At 57.4% G+C, this 16,666-nt stretch carries 12 protein-coding genes and 4 pseudogenes; 10 read left to right on the top strand and 6 right to left on the bottom strand.

Annotation, left to right across the window (positions count from 1 at the left end; translation table 11 throughout):
* Nucleotides 1-279: 279 nt before the first annotated feature.
* The 7 genes and pseudogenes from FPJ27_RS36535 to FPJ27_RS15245 all read left to right on the top strand — a co-directional run.
* Nucleotides 280-480: pseudogene (locus FPJ27_RS36535) on the top strand (IS110 family transposase); the annotation flags it as partial.
* Between the two features lie 1,194 nt (nucleotides 481-1,674).
* Nucleotides 1,675-2,856, top strand: a complete 1,182-nt coding sequence (locus FPJ27_RS15270; protein ID WP_204423221.1) for an acetyl-CoA C-acetyltransferase — start codon at nucleotides 1,675-1,677, stop codon at nucleotides 2,854-2,856.
* Nucleotides 2,857-2,932: 76 nt separating this feature from the next.
* Nucleotides 2,933-3,676 carry an acetoacetyl-CoA reductase gene (phbB, locus tag FPJ27_RS15265; protein ID WP_204421686.1) on the top strand — a complete coding sequence of 248 codons (744 nt, stop codon included), beginning with the start codon at nucleotides 2,933-2,935 and terminating at the stop codon, nucleotides 3,674-3,676.
* A 977-nt stretch (nucleotides 3,677-4,653) separates the two neighbouring features.
* Nucleotides 4,654-5,589, top strand: coding sequence for a hypothetical protein (locus FPJ27_RS15260; protein WP_204421685.1), 936 nt, complete (start codon nucleotides 4,654-4,656; stop codon nucleotides 5,587-5,589).
* Between the two features lie 208 nt (nucleotides 5,590-5,797).
* Nucleotides 5,798-6,334, top strand: a complete 537-nt coding sequence (locus FPJ27_RS15255) for a hypothetical protein (protein ID WP_239483209.1) — start codon at nucleotides 5,798-5,800, stop codon at nucleotides 6,332-6,334.
* A 380-nt stretch (nucleotides 6,335-6,714) separates the two neighbouring features.
* Complete coding sequence (locus FPJ27_RS15250; protein WP_204421683.1) at nucleotides 6,715-7,374, top strand: hypothetical protein; 660 nt, start codon at nucleotides 6,715-6,717, stop codon at nucleotides 7,372-7,374.
* 669 nt (nucleotides 7,375-8,043) lie between these two features.
* Nucleotides 8,044-8,706, top strand: a complete 663-nt coding sequence (locus FPJ27_RS15245; protein ID WP_204421682.1) for a hypothetical protein — start codon at nucleotides 8,044-8,046, stop codon at nucleotides 8,704-8,706.
* A gap of 197 nt (nucleotides 8,707-8,903) precedes the next feature.
* On the opposite strand, the pseudogene FPJ27_RS36530 reads toward FPJ27_RS15245, so the two are convergent.
* The 5 genes and pseudogenes from FPJ27_RS36530 to FPJ27_RS15225 form a co-directional block, all read right to left on the bottom strand.
* Nucleotides 8,904-9,203, bottom strand: a pseudogene (locus tag FPJ27_RS36530) (transposase); the annotation flags it as partial.
* A 49-nt stretch (nucleotides 9,204-9,252) separates the two neighbouring features.
* Nucleotides 9,253-9,849 (bottom strand): plasmid pRiA4b ORF-3 family protein, encoded by a 597-nt coding sequence (locus FPJ27_RS15235; RefSeq protein ID WP_204421680.1) that lies wholly within the window; start codon nucleotides 9,847-9,849, stop codon nucleotides 9,253-9,255.
* A 46-nt stretch (nucleotides 9,850-9,895) separates the two neighbouring features.
* Complete coding sequence (locus tag FPJ27_RS15230) at nucleotides 9,896-10,306, bottom strand: transposase (RefSeq protein ID WP_239483313.1); 411 nt, start codon at nucleotides 10,304-10,306, stop codon at nucleotides 9,896-9,898.
* 71 nt (nucleotides 10,307-10,377) lie between these two features.
* Nucleotides 10,378-10,464 (bottom strand): annotated as a pseudogene (locus FPJ27_RS36525) (IS5/IS1182 family transposase); the annotation flags it as partial.
* A gap of 40 nt (nucleotides 10,465-10,504) precedes the next feature.
* A pseudogene (locus tag FPJ27_RS15225) lies at nucleotides 10,505-10,684 on the bottom strand (IS3 family transposase); the annotation flags it as partial.
* A 275-nt stretch (nucleotides 10,685-10,959) separates the two neighbouring features.
* Here FPJ27_RS15225 and aspT (FPJ27_RS15220) point away from each other — a divergent pair.
* From aspT (FPJ27_RS15220) to FPJ27_RS15210, 3 genes are all read left to right on the top strand, one after another.
* Nucleotides 10,960-12,642 (top strand): aspartate-alanine antiporter, encoded by a 1,683-nt coding sequence (gene aspT / locus FPJ27_RS15220; RefSeq protein ID WP_204421678.1) that lies wholly within the window; start codon nucleotides 10,960-10,962, stop codon nucleotides 12,640-12,642.
* Between the two features lie 63 nt (nucleotides 12,643-12,705).
* Nucleotides 12,706-14,391, top strand: coding sequence for an aspartate-alanine antiporter (gene aspT, locus FPJ27_RS15215; protein ID WP_204421677.1), 1,686 nt, complete (start codon nucleotides 12,706-12,708; stop codon nucleotides 14,389-14,391).
* An 88-nt stretch (nucleotides 14,392-14,479) separates the two neighbouring features.
* Nucleotides 14,480-16,132 carry a bifunctional aspartate transaminase/aspartate 4-decarboxylase gene (locus FPJ27_RS15210; RefSeq protein WP_204421676.1) on the top strand — a complete coding sequence of 551 codons (1,653 nt, stop codon included), beginning with the start codon at nucleotides 14,480-14,482 and terminating at the stop codon, nucleotides 16,130-16,132.
* Between the two features lie 287 nt (nucleotides 16,133-16,419).
* Here FPJ27_RS15210 and FPJ27_RS15205 read toward each other — a convergent pair whose 3' ends face one another.
* Nucleotides 16,420-16,614 carry a hypothetical protein gene (locus tag FPJ27_RS15205; protein ID WP_204421675.1) on the bottom strand — a complete coding sequence of 65 codons (195 nt, stop codon included), beginning with the start codon at nucleotides 16,612-16,614 and terminating at the stop codon, nucleotides 16,420-16,422.
* Between the last annotated feature and the right edge of the window lie 52 nt (nucleotides 16,615-16,666).

The following is a 16,666-nucleotide window of genomic DNA, read 5'->3' as shown; positions in this document are numbered from 1 at the left end:
ATCTCGCGCTCGGTACGTAGCGGTCCGCCGCTCTCTCGGGGCGTCGTTCTATGAACCGGCATTGGCACTCGGCCATTTTGTTGATCTTCTGAAACATGAAGATGCCGAGTTCATTACTACCGATCTGGCTTTGCATTGGGCGACGACGCCCGTACTCGTCGAATGCGCCACCCGGGGGCGAGGCCTCTTTCAGGTGAGAGGATTCGCCAGGTGGATGAACGTCATTGACAGTCGAAACCAGATCCATCCAGCAGGATTCGACTGCCCGCCGACAGCGCAATGCACCGCATTAGCACGGTGTACATTGGGTTGGATGTCCAGAAAGAGTCGATCACGATCGCCTACGCGGTTGGAATGGGCGACGTGGAACTGCTGGGCAAGATCGACATTACCAAGGGCGATATCGATCGTTTGTGTAAGCGTCTGTGTTCCAAGGGGCGGTGTGTGCATGTCATCTACGAGGCAGGACTGTGCGGTTACGTGTTCTTGGGCGTTTCACCATTACGTTTGTGGATCGTTAGCGGTACCCGCTTTGGCGTCGTCGTAAGAAAGATCGTACGACGTGGATGCCGGGCGTCAGGCGTTGTGGTTGCCCAGCCGCCACCACATATTGAATCCGTCACCGCTAGCCGAATTGGCTGTTCTTCGTCAGATAGGCGAGGCAGCCGCCTGGTACCCGAAGTGGGCACGCGCGAGCTAGCGGTACACGCCCCAGGTAAGGCCGTGATGCGGAGTAGGATGCGACGCATCATCGACATTTAACTTGGATAATTAACTTCCCTTAACTAAAGACGAGAACTGTGAATTTTGACTAATGATTGCGTTTGATATGGGCGGTGAATAACTATTTAAATGGTGGGGAAATTAATCCTGTCAGTATTGCGGGGGTGGTGAAGTTTGCGGAGTATTCTTGCTGCGTATCAATTTGTTGAGGTGTAGTGTTGACTCGTAGTGAAGTACTGAGAAACTTTGTTGGGTGTCGAATGCGTTCAAGTGCAGGAGGAAAAAATATCAAGTGGGCTTCGATGTTGTAGCGGGAAACGGCGCATTCCAGATGTTGAACTGTGAGGAAAATTGATATGTATCTCGATTTTGATCGATGGGGCAAGCCGGCGTGTCAGGAAGGATTTAATCATTGGATGGCCGTGGTGGAGCCGGCCTGGCGAGGCGCCGGTGCGCTACACGAACTCAATTTTACGGCGGCCAAAGCATTAGCGACGGGATGGGGGAGTCCCACTTGGCACGAGGCTAATGCGACTCGGGTCAGTGACGGCAACGGGCAACAAGGGGGGGCGCCCTTGCGAGCGGTTGATCAACTGGCGACCTACGCTAGTCATGTGTTTGACATCGTCGCTCGCATGCAGTGCGAGTGGGCTCAGGTTATGCATGATGCCAATGAGAGATCGCGCGAACGTGCAGCAGATTGGGAGCGGGCGTGGGCGAGCTCGGTGGCACTCGGTTCATGGCCGTGGGCCTTGTTCAGCGTCCCAGCCACGTCTCCTGTCGAAATGACGCGCGCAGCCGCCAATAGACCGTCGCAAAGTGGGGGGGACGCATCGTATCGAAACGGTAAGACGTCATCTTCTGCGCAACACGCCAAAGCTTAATCGAGGTCGGTGGGGGCCGGGGAGCGGCTCCATCAATGGAGAGGTACGTATGTCGCTGTTGCGAAGCATGAACGAGGTCGTGATCGTATCGGCCGCGCGGACCGCGGTCGGCAAATTCGGCGGCTCGCTTGCGAAGATTGCGGCGCCCGAGCTGGGCGCGACGGTGATCCGCGCGGTGCTGGAGCGTGCGGGCGTGAAGCCCGAGCAGGTCAGCGAAGTGATCATGGGCCAGGTGCTGACGGCCGGTTCCGGGCAGAACCCGGCACGGCAGTCGCTGATCAAGGCCGGGCTGCCGAATGCCGTGCCGGGGATGACGATCAACAAGGTGTGCGGCTCGGGCCTGAAGGCCGTGATGCTGGCGGCGAACGCGATCGTCGCGGGCGATGCGGAGATCGTGATCGCGGGCGGCCAGGAGAACATGAGCGCGTCGCCGCACGTGCTGCCGGGTTCGCGCGACGGGTTCCGGATGGGCGACGCGAAGCTGGTCGACACGATGATCGTCGACGGCCTGTGGGACGTGTACAACCAGTACCACATGGGCATCACGGCGGAGAACGTCGCGAAGGAGTACGGGATCACGCGCGAAGAGCAGGACGCGTTCGCGGCGCTGTCGCAGAACAAGGCGGAAGCCGCGCAGAAGGCCGGCCGCTTCGACGACGAGATCGTGCCGGTGGCGATTCCGCAACGCAAGGGCGAGCCGCTGCAGTTCGCCACCGATGAATTCGTGCGTCACGGCGTGACGGCGGAATCGCTGGCCGGGCTGAAGCCGGCGTTCTCGAAGGACGGCTCGGTGACGGCGGCGAACGCGTCGGGGCTGAACGACGGCGCGGCGGCGGTGCTGGTGATGTCGGCGCAGAAGGCGGCGGCACTCGGCCTGACGCCGCTGGCGCGGATCAAGGCGTATGCGAACGCGGGCGTGGATCCGAGCGTGATGGGCATGGGTCCGGTGCCGGCATCGCGCCGGTGCCTGGAGCGCGCGGGCTGGACGCCGGGCGACCTGGACCTGATGGAGATCAACGAGGCGTTCGCGGCGCAGGCGCTGGCGGTGCACAAGCAGATGGGCTGGGACACGTCGAAGGTGAACGTGAACGGCGGGGCGATCGCGATCGGCCACCCGATCGGCGCGTCGGGCTGCCGGATCCTGGTGACGCTGCTGCACGAGATGGCCAAGCGCGATGCGAAGCGCGGGCTGGCGTCGCTGTGCATCGGCGGTGGGATGGGCGTCGCGCTCGCGGTCGAGCGCAATTGAGGTGGCTCAAGCGGATAGGGCCAATTTAGATTGGCGTTACACAATATGTAATGTGTGAGCAAATGAGGGAAATGCTATGACGAAGCGAATTGCATTGGTGACGGGAGGGCTCGGCGGCCTTGGCGAGGCGATCAGTGTCCGGTTGCACGATGCCGGTCATCGCGTGGCGGTAACGTATTCGCCGCGAAATCATGGTGTTGATGACTGGTTGACCGCACGTTATGCAGAAGGACGCGAATTTCGTGCGTTTCCTGTTGATGTTTCGGATTATGGCGCCTGTCAGGCATGTGTCGAGAGCGTCACGCGTGAGATTGGGAGTGTTGATATTTTGATTAACAATGCCGGTATCACGCGTGATATGACACTTCGGCGCCTTGATAAGCCAAACTGGGATGCGGTAATTCGGACGAATCTCGATTCCGTTTTTAATATGACAAAGCTGATTTGCGAAGGAATGGTGGAGCGCGGTTGGGGGAGAATTATCAATATCTCGTCGGTCAACGGTTCAAAAGGAGCCATTGGGCAGACAAATTATGCTGCCGCGAAGGCGGGAATGCACGGTTTTACGAAGTCGCTGGCTCTTGAGGTGGCGCGAAAGGGGGTGACGGTCAACACGGTATCGCCGGGGTATCTTGAGACAAAAATGGTAAGCGAAATTCCTGTGGATATTCTTAATACAAAAATATTGCCGCAAATACCGATGGGGCGATTGGGAGAGCCAGATGAAGTGGCTTCATTAATTTCGTATCTGTGTACTGAAGAGGCTGCTTTCGTGACTGGAGCAAATATTGCAATTAATGGTGGCCAGCATCTAGAGTAAGCGGGCGACGTGTATTTGTACTGTTGCGAATGATTGATGAGGCAAATTGAGTCGATTTGAGGAATCGAGGGAGGCCCTCTTGTCATATCCAGTCGAGCGTTAGCGGTTGGCTTGGGTTGATAGAGAGGGCCGTATGCAGCTTGGCGAACGGGGGTGTCAGTGGTGTCCAGCTCGACAGATGTGGATTGTGGGCAACTTCGCTCCGAAGTTTGGCTGTGTCCCAGATGTTGGCCCGACACGCTGGGCCTGGTCCGGCGAAAGAGGTCAAGAGAGGTGCAAAGTTCGGAGAGACTTTACGTGGCGTGGGCTTCCAAAAAGCGAGTACGCGGGAGGCGGTAAACCCCGGTTGCATCAAGCCCAGCGGAAGTATTGCCGCTCTCAAGCGTCCGGATTAATCTGATTGGTTCCCAAGAGAGGCCCACTTTACACTGCAATCGACCTGGATATTCCAGGATGAATGTGTGACGTGTCGTGTCAGATACGTCGACTAGTGTATTGATTTTAAAGATTGCGATGCGGTATTTTGTCATCTTATTTGGAATTGTTGTCATTGTGAAGTGTTTTTGCGTAATGGAATAATTTGGATCGAAGAGGATCAAGATGAAAATGGGAGACTATTCTTGCAGTCGTGCTGAAAGTGATGAAGTAGTATGAAAGCGAATCATCGATCCACGGTTGAGGGTTGATGATTCGTCATCTCTGTTTAAATGGTCGCGTTGTTCGCGACCATCTTTTTTGTATGACAGTCGTTGTTACTTGCATGCTGGTCGTGGGGCAGTTATTTGGATTTTTCAGATGAGTTGCCGTGGTGAATTTGGGGTCAGTGTGACACTGCCTTTTCGGGAGGGAATATGAATGTGTTATTCCGGCGTCAATTCCTGCGGACCGCTGCTTGTGCGTTGGGTGGGATGGTGGGTATGTGGCCGTCGGCTGATGTCAGTGCCGTGCGAGCTACGCAATCAACAGGTGCGGGATGGATGCAATCGAATTTGTCGCGATTGGGGACGCGCGTGTTACGGCAGCTTTGTATGCCGGGGGCGCACAATGCGGGCATGAATGTTTTTCATTCGGGAACGGCATTTGCTAGCGCTTGCAATACAGTCACGCAGGAGATGAGTGTTTTCGCGCAATTGTGCGCCGGGGCGCGATATTTTGACATTCGCCCCGTGATCAGTGCTGGGCAATACGTCGCTGGACACTATACTTGGGTGGAGGGTCTTCACTCTTGGCAGGGAGCAAATGGTCAATCTATTCTGTCTATTATTGATGATGTTAATAATTTTACGATAGATCAGGGCGAGCTTATTTTTATTTCCTTGTCTCATGATCTTGATACTGATGTTGGGAATCAAAATTATTCGCCATTCTCCCAGGGGCAGTGGAATGGACTTTTGGCGCTCATGTTAGAGGAGTTACGCGATCTCTTTGTTGTTGATTTGGCCGATTCGCCGGATTTGACGGCGCTGCCATTAAATCGCTACATCGGAAATGGTCGTTCGGCTGTCGTCGTGATCGTCAAGCCTTCTGGCGCAGGAATCGAGATCGATGATGCCGCTTATCGTGGATTTTACTCATCGCGTGCCTATCCTGTTTACGACAGCTATGCGAATACAAACCAGCTCGAACGAATGATCACGGATCAGCTGGCCAAGATGAGAGCGCAGCGCGCTAGCGCGGAGGCACCTTGTTTTGTGCTGTCGTGGACGTTGACTCAAGAAGGGTTGCAGCAGGTGACGTGCCCACTTGGTCTGGCTCCGTCTTTGTTGGAGATGGCATCGACCGCGAATGCTGCACTGCGTACTCAATTGCTGCCGGCTTGTACGCATGAGCTGTTTCCAAATATTCTATATGTTGATGGGATTAATATGTCCCTTGATCTCGATGGATTTGCCATGCAGATAAATTCGCTTTGATCGTCGGTGAAGGGCGAGTCGATCTTGGATCTCGCGAGTTACTTTGTCAATAATCATCAATCGGGGTTAAGCGGTGATCCACTTGATTCGTTTGGTCGTGCTCGGGTGTTTTATATTGGTGTCGACTGTGACGATTGCACGTTGTGATACGTCGATCCCTATTGTATTTGTGCATGGACGTAATGCAGGTGTCGGCGTATGGGGTCCCATGATCGAAAATCTCGAGGAAAATGGGTTCGCCGCGGATCGGCTATTTGTCTGGGAATACGATACATCTCAATCAACTAACGAGGTGTTGGCGGGGCAATTTTCTCGGTATGTTGAAAGTGTGATTCAGAAAACCGGCGCTTTTCAGATCAATGTGGTCGCTCACTCACTCGGTAGTCTACCGACAAGATGGTATATTAAATTCGGAAACGGCGTCGGGAGTGTGCGAAACTGGATTTCAATTGCTGGTCCCAACCACGGTACTCAGGCGGCTTGGTTATGCGCATTGTGGGATCAGGGTTGTCGAGACATGACGCCTGGTTCATATGTCATCTCGCATTTGAATCAAGAACCGCCTACTCCCGGGCCAACTCAGTACTGGACATTTTGGTCGAGTTGTGATGAACAGATTGCTCCCCCGAGCAGTACCGCGCTAAGTGGTGGAATCAATACGCAAACAGCGTGCTTGAAGCATAACGATCTGCTAACAAATCGGGATGTGTTGGATCAGGTCCAATCAATATTAAAAACATATTGATTGCGCATCGCGATCTAAAATCGATGGTCTGGCGAATGTTCTACAAGAGCATGCTCGAAAGTGGTGGGCTGAGTTTGAACATAAATCCACCATCCCAAATTACCCCGTTTTTATGGTGTGCTAGTCAGTATTTGTAGGCAATTACTCGTATAAAAGGGCTTGAGCGTGCGTCGTGCATTGCTGTAAACGTTCGCGGGATCGGGGTGTGTTAGCCGATGCGGTAGTCATCGTATACATTGACAATGATGTGCTATGTGCGCGATTCTAGAAGCGGAGGAGATACTTGGCGAGTACAAGAAATGCAACACTCGGTCGGCATGACAACGCAGGGCGATCCGGTCTTGAAGCAGGGTATCAATCCACGAAATGGAGGAGCGGTCATGTACAAGAAGCTATCACTTTCGAATCTGGCTGCGACGCGTGGACACCGTCGCGATGAAGCTGAAGCTGAGGATGGGGAGCTTTCCAGCTACCCGGAAGCCCGGCATCGGCGAGCGCAAGACTATCTTGCCCGCCGGGAGGTAAGGCAAAACGGACTCATGTTCCTGGCAAATATTCGCAAACAGGCTGCCAGTCTGGGGTTGGCGCCTGCCTCAACATCTCAACCTGTCACACGTGTTCTGCAAGAGTCCAATCCTGTGGGAGTGGCCGATTTGCCGGAAGATACTTGGATGCATCGAGGGGGCCACGTTACCGAGCTTGAGGCAACAATTTTGTTAGGGGTTCGGAAGCGAGAGGTAGAAAAGGTCAAGAATCAGCTTGATAATGGCACGTTATTCCTTCCTACACGCTCCGAACTGAATCAATATACGCCGGCGAGCCGAGATATGATCAGGAGGGTTTGGTTGGATATGACCGGTATCGAAATTGACCCCGATGCGGTGAGCCTGCCCACAAGATACCAATCTGTTGGCCAGGGGCCAAGCTCGCACGAGAAGGCTCAGAATGTTGCGGGGACGGGTACCGAGAAGTCCGGGGCAAGCGATTTCGCGGCGCAAAGGGCGGAAAATATGATGCGAATCATAGATGAAATGGAGTAGTTGGTGGTTCGCCTCTTGTTGTGAGCGGCTCTACGAATCACCCTCTGAATCGCCTCGGGCTCTGCGGGTAAGCATCATTTAAGAGGTGTTTTCAAAAGGACCCCTGGATGCCGCAACCTGTATCGGAACAACCAAGGGCAGTTCCGATTGCGGTAATGCCCTTTGTGGATGGCGATCTTACTTGCCTCGCAGTTGACGATCCGTCCATTCCAGCACGTCGATGCGGTTATTTAAGGTGAATGCATTCGCTCCGTTGCTTACGGCATGGTATTCCCACGTGTCGTGATCAAATTCAAGCTGGCTTGGCAGGTCGCCGATTGCTGTCTGAAGAAATGCAGACTAATCTGCATGATCTTAACGTATTATCAACCTAGTCGATCTTGCCAAGATGGCGAGCTGAGCGTATCGGGGTAGTATATATTATCAGCCTGCTTTGCTTCTTGATTAAATAAATTGTACCGCTATTGCCGATTTGATATCTTCCTTTGCTGAAGTAGCGGTGTTGCGCTCGTTGTGCACTAGTAAAATAAAAGTTTTTATATCGAAATGCTGTTCGGAGCGAAAATGCCATTCGATTATGATAGGGATCCTTTGATACAGAAGGCGTTATCGCAAAAGTGGACTCGGCATTGGGGGGAGGGGCCTCGATACGAGAGTGAGGAAGATATCTTGTCCAGAGATAGCTTGAACCTATATACCACAGTTGCGTATCGATCGATTAATAAATATTTGAGAAATGGTGTGGTGGATGAGTACGCGAGGAAGTTGGTTGATCAATATTTTCGGCGTGAAAATACAATTGGTTCGCGTGCCGAGGAGCTAGGGCTATTTCGGCTGTCTGATTTTTTTCAGAAACCGAAACGCGGGATTTTTGGAATTGGACGGCGTGAAGCCAAGGCGGACTATGGCGGTGCGATGGATGCAATCGTCCGCTTGGTCGAAACTGGTAGGAAATTACATCCCAGCCCGCCGAGCGGGCGAATGGCGTTGCGAGGTGTGGATACGAATCCGGCTGTCGTGGGTGAAGATATGGGAAAGTTGTTTCGAACAGAGGGTGCGACTGTTACGGATCGAGCGTTTCTAAGTGCCTCGTTAAGCAGGCCGTTTCTTACGAAAGATCTGTTTATTGTAGATGCCCCACGGAATTGGGCTGACGGACGACACATTGCCACGTCTGCGGCAGTGGCGAGAGAGGATGAGGTTCTCTTCCCAATTGGATCGCGATATTCGATTGATAGAATAATTAATCGAGAAGTCGAACCCAGTTTGGTGAACAAATCGTCTCAAGGATTGGTGATGTCCATATCTCCGAGTCTGTTCTGGATGATATGAGGCAGCGCAGAATGATTCATGTTAGTGATCTAAGGAGCGATGTGGCGGAAGCTGTTGATGATATTTCTGATCTTGCATCGCTTGATGCAATGGAGCTTAGGCTGCCTAGTAGAAAGAGGGTTGTTGTGGAATATATTGAGAATCTGATTTTTGCAAAGATGCTTTAGATTGAAGTTGCTATGGTGTGTTATGCACTTTCAAAAATACGGAACGGCATGATTGAGCATCAAAGTGACGAAGACGACGAAATGCAAGCCGGCGAGGGTTTCGGGCAAGTGCTCGTAGTCGCGCGCGAGCCTGCGAACACGGTTGACCTAGCCGAAGCTGCGTTCGACTACCCAGCGCCGCGACAACAGCACGAAGCCCTTTTTTGCCTCGGACAATTTAATGACCTGCAACGCGATGCTTTCGTCACGCGCGGCCTGCGCTGCGGCTTCGCCGGTATAACTCTGGTCAGCAAAGGCGAGCTTCACCGTCTGGCCCGTAGCCTGCTGAACCTGCCGCGCCAATTGTTGCGTAAGCGTCAATCTGAGGCCGTCTTGACGATCAGAACTTGACCTCTGAGAGCCGCTGATTCGCGAGCGCGACATCGAAGGCGGCGGGATCGAAGCTGCCGCCACACCACTCGAGGAAGTGGTCGTGCTCCTCGTGCGTCGGATCGGTGATCGCTTCGAGGAAGTCGGCATATCCTGGCACTCCACCGACGTCTTCCGGTGGACACGCATTCTGCCCGTCCAAACACAGCGGCCGGCGCATGTCTGGATCAGGCACCAGCGCCTTCTCGACCTTGATCCGATGCTGCCAGTTGTCACCGTAGTCGTAGAAGTAGGTGAATGACTTCAGCCCGCCGAGCGCCTTCGACAGCGTGACCCGTGCTTCATTGAGCATCGGTGGATCGCTCTGGAATCCGAAGTCATCAGGTTCACCATAGTTGGTTTCGCCGAAGACGAACTCGTGCAGGTGCCCGCCTTCCCAGCCCATGGCCAGTTGCAGCACGACATGCAGCTTGCCCAGCCGGATCGAGCCGGGAACGATGATTCGTCGCCAGATCGCCGGCTTCATGTACTTCAGCTCAACGCGCAGTACGTAATCGGGCACTGGCGCCTTGACCAGGCGCACGGCAGGTTTGCGGGGTTGGGCCATTGGATTGATTGTCAGGCGGCTTGCTGCTCGATGTGTGCAGCCGGCATCAGGCGCCACGGCAGCAACTCGTCGATGCGGTTGATGTGACGCGTACACGGGCACCGTTCAGTTCGATCTCGATGCCCGACGCTGCCGGCAAGCTCTCGCGATGTGGCTCGACAGGCTGTAGAGCGAGCGACGCCGGTTCTGCGGTCTCGCCGATCGGTGCATCTGGTAGCGCTACGGGCAGCAACACCGCTGTGCTGTGCACCCCCCCTTCAAGCAGGCCCGCCCGCAGTTGCCGGCGCCACTTGAACACCATATTCGGATTCAGTCCGTGCGCCTGCGCCAGCTTGGCCACCGAAATACCTGGCTCGCACGCCGCGACGGCAACTTGCCGTCGGTACTCTGGTGTGTAGTTCGGTCGGCCCTTGCGGTTCGATAATCGCGCATTCCGTGTGTCCAAAGTAGTCCCCATCACTTGAAGTAGCGGGCATCACTTTGAACACCGGCTTCAGCTCTGTCCATGCGGCCACGAAATGACGCTTACATTGTTGCAACTTGAGCGCGCTCCTGTTCGTTAGCCGGCGTGATATGCACCGCCAGCAGATGGCCCAACGTGTCCAGGCGGATATAAGTGGAGTGAGGTCGGACGGAATTCGTGGGGGCCAACGGGCTAAGCAGTGATCTGATTCAGACAGAGGCGCTGCGTAGATGCGACCGGCGACTCATAATTGTGACGCACCTGCGTGCGTTGCCGGTTATAGAAGATCCCGAAGTATTTGCTGATCAAGTGCCATGCTTGCTCGCGCGTGCCGAAGCGTTGATGATAGACCAATTCGTTCTTCAACGTTCCCTAGGTCAAATGGATTCCGTTGCGTCGTGCGGAATCAGGTTTGGCCAAGTTCCAGTAAGCAACGCCTTAGCATTTGTCAAAAATTTGTCATCGGTTGCCCTGGTTAAACCATTCCCCGCCAATTATATGGCGGCGATTGACAAACTGAATGAATTGCAATCAGTATCCACAAATACTCAACTTTTCGATTGCGGCCGCAAAATGCTCCTGATTCGACGTTGCTGGATCGGCAATCGAACAGATGAATTATTACAATTCTGTGCGAGAGCGCTTGCATGATCACGGATTTGCTACAGTCCCAACCTGAAATCGCGTTGTTCGCCAGTCTTGCGCTCGGCTACCTGATCGGTTCGATCCGTGTCGGCCCGATCGCGCTCGGCGGCGTTTGCGGGACGCTCCTCGTGTCGCTCGTGCTCGGCCAAAGCGGCGCGCGGCTTGCCCCCGACCTGAAGAACATCGCGTTCGCGCTTTTTATCTTCGCGCTCGGATTCACCGGCGGCCCGCAATTCTTCGCGAACGTCGGGCGCGGCTGGCGTTACGGTCTCCTCTCCCTCGTGGAAGTGCTGTCGGTGCTGGCGCTCGTGCTGGGTGCGGCGGTGTTGCTGCGGCTCGACGCCGGCACGGCCGCTGGCCTGCTGGCGGGGGCGGCGACAGAGTCGGCCGTGATCGGTACCGCGTCGGAGGCCATCGCGAAGCTCGGGCTTGCTGCGCCGGACGTCACGCGCCTGCAGGCGAACATCGTCACTGCGTACAGCGTCAGCTACCTGTTCGGCCTGGTCACGATCGTGCTGTTCACGAGCCAGCTCGCGCCGCTGCTGTTGCGCATCGACCTCAGGGCGGAAGCACTGCGCGCATGGCGCGAGCTCGGCGGTGACGGCGGGCTCGACGACGGGCAGCAGGCGGCCGTTCCCGGGCTCGTCGGCCGCGTGTTCCGGGTCGGTCCAGCCGCCGGCACGACCGTGGGCGATCTCGAGGCGCGCCATGGCGGCAACCTGACCGTCGCCCAGGTGCTGCGCGAAGGTGAACGGTTGCCCGCGCATCCTGCGCTGGCGCTGGCGGAAGGCGATGTCGCGCTGGTTGCCGGCCGGCGCGACGCCATCGTGTCGGCGGCGCCGGGCATCGGCGCCGAAGTGGCGGGCGACGGCCTGGGCACGCTGTTCGCCGAGCGCGTCGACGTGCTGCTGACGCGGGGCGATGCCGACGGCGTGACGCTGCGCGAAGTACGCGAGCGGGCGTCTCCCGAAGAGGGGCGCGGTGTTTACGTCTCGGCGGTGACGCGGATGGACGCGACGATTCCCGCACTACCCGGCACCGAACTGCATCGCGGCGACGTGCTGACGCTGGTCGGCGCGCTGACCGACGTGCAGCGTGGCGCACGCGCGCTCGGCTACGTCGTGCGCGCAACCGAGAAAACCGACTTCGTCTATCTCGGCCTCGGCGTCCTGGCCGGGATGGCGATCGGGCGGCTCGGCGTGCACGTCGGCGGGGTATCGATCGCGCTCGGCACGGGCGGAGGTTGTCTGCTCGCGGGGCTGCTGTTTGGCTGGCTGCGCGCGCGCCTGCCGCTGGTGGGTTCGTTACCCTCGGCAGCTGCGCAGATTCTGAAGGATTTCGGGCTCGCGACGTTCATCGCGGCGGTCGGATTGTCCGCCGGGCCCGATGCGATCCGGCTCGTACGCGAATACGGCCTCGCACTTCCGCTCGCCGGCATCGTGCTGGTTCTGGTGCCGGGGCTGCTGTCGCTGTGGATCGGCCGTACATTCCTTAAGCTCGACGCGCCGATACTGCTCGGCGCGATCGCAGGGCAACAGTGCAGCACGCCGGCTATCAGTGCGCTTGTCGGCGTCACCGGCAATTCGGTGCCGGTGATCGGCTACACGATCACGTACGCGCTGTCGAATGTGCTGTTGCCGCTGATGGGGCCAGTTGTCGTCGGACTGGCTGCGAAGCTCAGCTGAACACCCGGCGCGAGCGGTGGCTTGCGCCAGATCATAACAACGCTTATTTGAAACGAGGGCACGATGGACTGGATCCACGATATCTTTCAGAAATCACCGGAGATCGCGCTGTTCCTGTCGCTGGCGATCGGCTATTTCATCGGCCAGATCAATTTCGGCAAGTTCCAACTCGGCGGCGTCGGCGGTTCACTGCTCGCGGCCGTGGTGATCAGCCAGGCTGGCGTGACGATCGACAACGGCGTGAAGGCTGTGATGTTCGCGGTCTTCATCTATGCCGTAGGCTACGACTCAGGCCCGGGCTTCTTCAACTCGCTGAATCGTAGGTCGCTGCGCGAGATTGCAATGGCGGTGTTCCTCGCGGTGTCCGCGCTCGTCACCGTCGTCGTGTGCGCGAAGCTGTTCCATTTGAACAAGGGGCTCGCTGCAGGTCTCGCGGGCGGTGCGCTGACCCAGTCGGCTATCATCGGCACGGCCGGCGACGCGATTGCGCGGCTCGGGCTGCCGGCCGATCAAGTCAAGTCGCTGCAGGCGGACGTCGCGATCGCCTATGCGGTGACCTACGTGTTCGGGTCGCTCGGTGCAATCATCGTTTGTGTGAATCTTCTGCCGAAGTTCATGGGGCAAGGGCTCAAGGAAGCGTCGGCCGACGTCGAGCGAAAGCTCGCGGGCGGCGAACCGGCACGTGCACCGGGGCAGATTGTGGCGCTGCCGGAGATGGTCGGCCGCGTCTATCGCGTCACGGGCGCGGCGGGGCGCGCGGTGAAGGATCTCGAGGTCGCGCACAGCGATTTCGTGACGATCGAGAAAATCCGTCGTGGCGGCAAGTCGATCGAGCCGACGCCGGCCACCGTGCTGAACGCGGATGATGTGGTGCTCGTCGTTGGGCGCCGCGAAGGGATAGTCGATGCGGCTGCCAGGATCGGCGTCGAGTTGTCCGAGAACGACGGCATGGGTGTCGTGATGCAGACCCGCCAGGCCGTGTTTGCGCGCAAGGGCATGAATCACACAACGCTTGCGCAGGTACGGGAGAACGTCGACCGCGATCTGCGTCATGGCGTCTATATCGACAGCGTCACGCGTGCCGGGCAGCCGGTGCCGGTACTACCCGAAACCGAGTTGCTGCATGGCGACGTCGTGACGTTCTACGGCTCGCCAAAAGACACGAAGCGCGCGGCCGACGCAGCTGGCTATGAACTGCCGTTCACGATCAAGACCGATTTCATCTACATGGGCGTCGGACTTGTGCTCGGCCTGCTGGTTGGGCTTATCGTCGTGAACGTTGCCGGTATTCCTCTCACGCTTGGCTCGGGAGGCGGCTGTCTGCTCGCCGGCCTGCTGTTCGGCTGGATGCGCGGCAAGCATCCGATGTACGGGGTGATGCCATCCGCCGCGTCGCAGCTGTTGAAAGACTTCGGCTTGGCTGCGTTCGTCGCCGTCGTTGGCCTCAACTCCGGGTTACAGGCGGTCGTCACGGTCAAGCAGAGCGGGATGACGATTTTTCTGCTCGGTGTGTTCGTGACGACGTTCCCCCTGCTGTTGACGATGCTGTTCGGGCGTTATGTGCTGCGTTACGACAATGCGGCGGTATTGGCCGGTGCACTGTCGGGTTCGCGTAGCGCGAACCCGGCGTTCGGCGGTGTGCTCGACAAAGCGGAAAGCGCGGTGCCGACGGTGCCGTTCGCGATTACCTATGCGATCGCGAACGTACTGCTCACACTGCTCGGGCCGCTCGTGGTCGGGCTCGTCTGACGGTCCGCGTTTTCGCATCCGCATTTCTTCCGTGCCGCCGGGCAGAGTGGGAGCGGCGGCAACTTCCACTTTCGATGGAGAGCAAATCATGGCAAACGACAACGATACCGTGACCGGGCATGCGAAATTCGCTGCATTGAGCCCGTTCGAGCTGAAGGACGAATTGATCAAGGCGGCGGGCGGCGGTGCGATCGCCCGTCCGGCGAACGCCGCGATGCTGAACGCTGGCCGCGGCAATCCGAATTTCCTCGCGACGATTCCGCGTCATGGCTTCTGGCAACTCGGCCTATTCGCGATGCGTGAGTCGGAACGCTCGTTCGCGTACCTGCCGGAAGGCGTCGGAGGGTTTCCGAAGCGCGAAGGCCTCGTCGAGCGTTTCGAACTGTTTCTGCGCGAGCAGGCGGGCACGCCGGGCATCGATTTCCTGCGCGGCGCCGTATCGTATGTGCGCGACCAGCTCGGCCTGTCGGCGACCGATTTCCTGTACGAGATGTGCGAAGGCATTCTCGGCTCGAACTATCCGGTGCCGGATCGGATGCTGAAGCTGTCCGAGATCATCGTCGGCCAGTACCTGCGCCGCGAAATGATCGGCAAGCGCCCGTTTGTCGGCGAGTTCGATGTATTCGCGGTCGAGGGCGGCACGGCGGCGATGACGTACATCTTCAACACGATGCGCGAGAATCACCTGATCAAGCCGGGTGACACGATCGCGCTCGGTATGCCGATCTTTACACCGTACATCGAGATTCCGAAGCTGAACGATTACCAGCTCAACGTCGTGAACCTGAACGCGACGGTCGAGAACAACTGGCAGTATTCGAAGGACGAGCTCGACAAATTGCGCGATCCGAAGGTCAAGGCGTTCTTCCTCGTGAATCCGAGCAACCCGCCGTCGGTGCGGATCAGCGATGAAAGCCTCGAATACATCGCGGAGATCGTCGAAGCGCGCCCGGACCTCGTGCTGCTGACCGACGACGTTTACGGCACGTTTGCCGACGACTTTGTATCGCTATTCGCGCTCGCGCCGAAGAACACGATCCTCGTCTATTCATATTCGAAGTACTTTGGCGCGACGGGCTGGCGGCTCGGCACCATAGCGACCCATCGCGACAACGTGCTCGACCGGCTGATTGCCGAATTGCCGCAGGACGTGAAGCGCGAGTTGCACGTGCGCTACGAATCGATCACCACCGATCCGGATTCGCTGAAGTTCATCGACCGGCTCGTTGCCGATAGCCGCACGGTCGCGCTGAATCATACGGCGGGGCTGTCGACGCCGCAGCAGGTGCAGATGGTGCTGTTCTCGCTGTTCTCGCTGATGGATACGCCGGATGCGTACAAGAACGCGTTGAAGCGCCTGATCCGCAGCCGCAAGCGGGCCTTGTACGAGGAGATCGGCATTGCGTTCGACGACGGCGATCCGAACCAGGTCGATTACTATACGATTCTCGATCTCGAGTATCTCGGCAAGCGCGCGTTTGGTCGCGAATTCGTCGATTGGCTGCTCAAGCACACCGAGCCGTCCGAACTGCTGTTCCGGCTGGCGAGCGAGGCGCGCGTCGTGCTGTTGCCGGGACGCGGCTTCGGCACGCCGCATCCGTCGGGGCGCGTGTCGCTCGCGAACCTGAACGAATCCGACTACCGGCAGATCGGCCGCGCGCTGCGCAAGCTGATGGAGGAATATGTGGATCGGTTCAATGCGGATACCGGTAATAAGGTCGACAAGAACTTGGCAAAATAATATGTGTTGACGCGAACTTGCGCGGACTGCGGAAGCATGGCTGCGCAGGTTCGTTTCTTCCAGGCGTGGTTGGCGACGGTATCTGGACAGAAATCGATTCCGGTATCCATGGTAAATAGCAGCGCAGGCAGCACCGCTTGTGAAAAAGACACGCCTCGCGTTGCCGGAAATGGCCAGAGCTAACTAAGTCACGGCCGCCGCCGTTGCCGACCGGGAATGTCCGGTCGTTGTCGCTGGAGCACCAGCATGTGCTGGCCGCGCTGCGCAGCGCTCACGGCAACAACGACCTAATCAGTTGTTTGGTCAAGGTGGTCTACTTCGCGATATTCATGCGGGATCTCACTCCGGCGGGCGCGGATGTCGATTGGTTTCGCCACGCCGAGGCCGTGCTCAAACCAGGTCTCAAGCGAGCCGAGCAAGAAGTGCTCTGGCTGCTGCTTGACCCGGAGTGCGACGTGATCGAGCGCGTGCTCGTCCTGCATGGCGAACAACTCGTTGCGCCGGAAGCGCCGTTTTATCGATGCTTGGAAGCAA

Origin of the sequence: Burkholderia sp. MS455, from assembly GCF_016899445.1 — a bacterium.
Lineage (GTDB): Bacteria > Pseudomonadota > Gammaproteobacteria > Burkholderiales > Burkholderiaceae > Burkholderia > Burkholderia pyrrocinia_C.
Note: the sequence above shows the minus strand (reverse complement) of the source record. Positions and strands in the feature narration are given on the sequence as shown.

Excerpts from the sequence above, each read along its gene's own strand:
- FPJ27_RS15270 (WP_204423221.1), top strand. The coding sequence starts at position 1,675 with ATGAACGAGGTCGTGATCGTATCGGCCGCGCGGACCGCGGTCGGCAAA.
- phbB (WP_204421686.1), top strand. The coding sequence starts at position 2,933 with ATGACGAAGCGAATTGCATTGGTGACGGGAGGGCTCGGCGGCCTTGGC.
- FPJ27_RS15260 (WP_204421685.1), top strand. The coding sequence starts at position 4,654 with ATGCAATCGAATTTGTCGCGATTGGGGACGCGCGTGTTACGGCAGCTT.
- FPJ27_RS15255 (WP_239483209.1), top strand. The coding sequence starts at position 5,798 with ATGATCGAAAATCTCGAGGAAAATGGGTTCGCCGCGGATCGGCTATTT.
- FPJ27_RS15250 (WP_204421683.1), top strand. The coding sequence starts at position 6,715 with ATGTACAAGAAGCTATCACTTTCGAATCTGGCTGCGACGCGTGGACAC.
- FPJ27_RS15235 (WP_204421680.1), bottom strand. The coding sequence starts at position 9,849 with ATGGCCCAACCCCGCAAACCTGCCGTGCGCCTGGTCAAGGCGCCAGTG.
- FPJ27_RS15230 (WP_239483313.1), bottom strand. The coding sequence starts at position 10,306 with ATGGGGACTACTTTGGACACACGGAATGCGCGATTATCGAACCGCAAG.
- aspT (WP_204421678.1), top strand. The coding sequence starts at position 10,960 with ATGATCACGGATTTGCTACAGTCCCAACCTGAAATCGCGTTGTTCGCC.
- aspT (WP_204421677.1), top strand. The coding sequence starts at position 12,706 with ATGGACTGGATCCACGATATCTTTCAGAAATCACCGGAGATCGCGCTG.
- FPJ27_RS15210 (WP_204421676.1), top strand. The coding sequence starts at position 14,480 with ATGGCAAACGACAACGATACCGTGACCGGGCATGCGAAATTCGCTGCA.
- FPJ27_RS15205 (WP_204421675.1), bottom strand. The coding sequence starts at position 16,614 with ATGCAGGACGAGCACGCGCTCGATCACGTCGCACTCCGGGTCAAGCAG.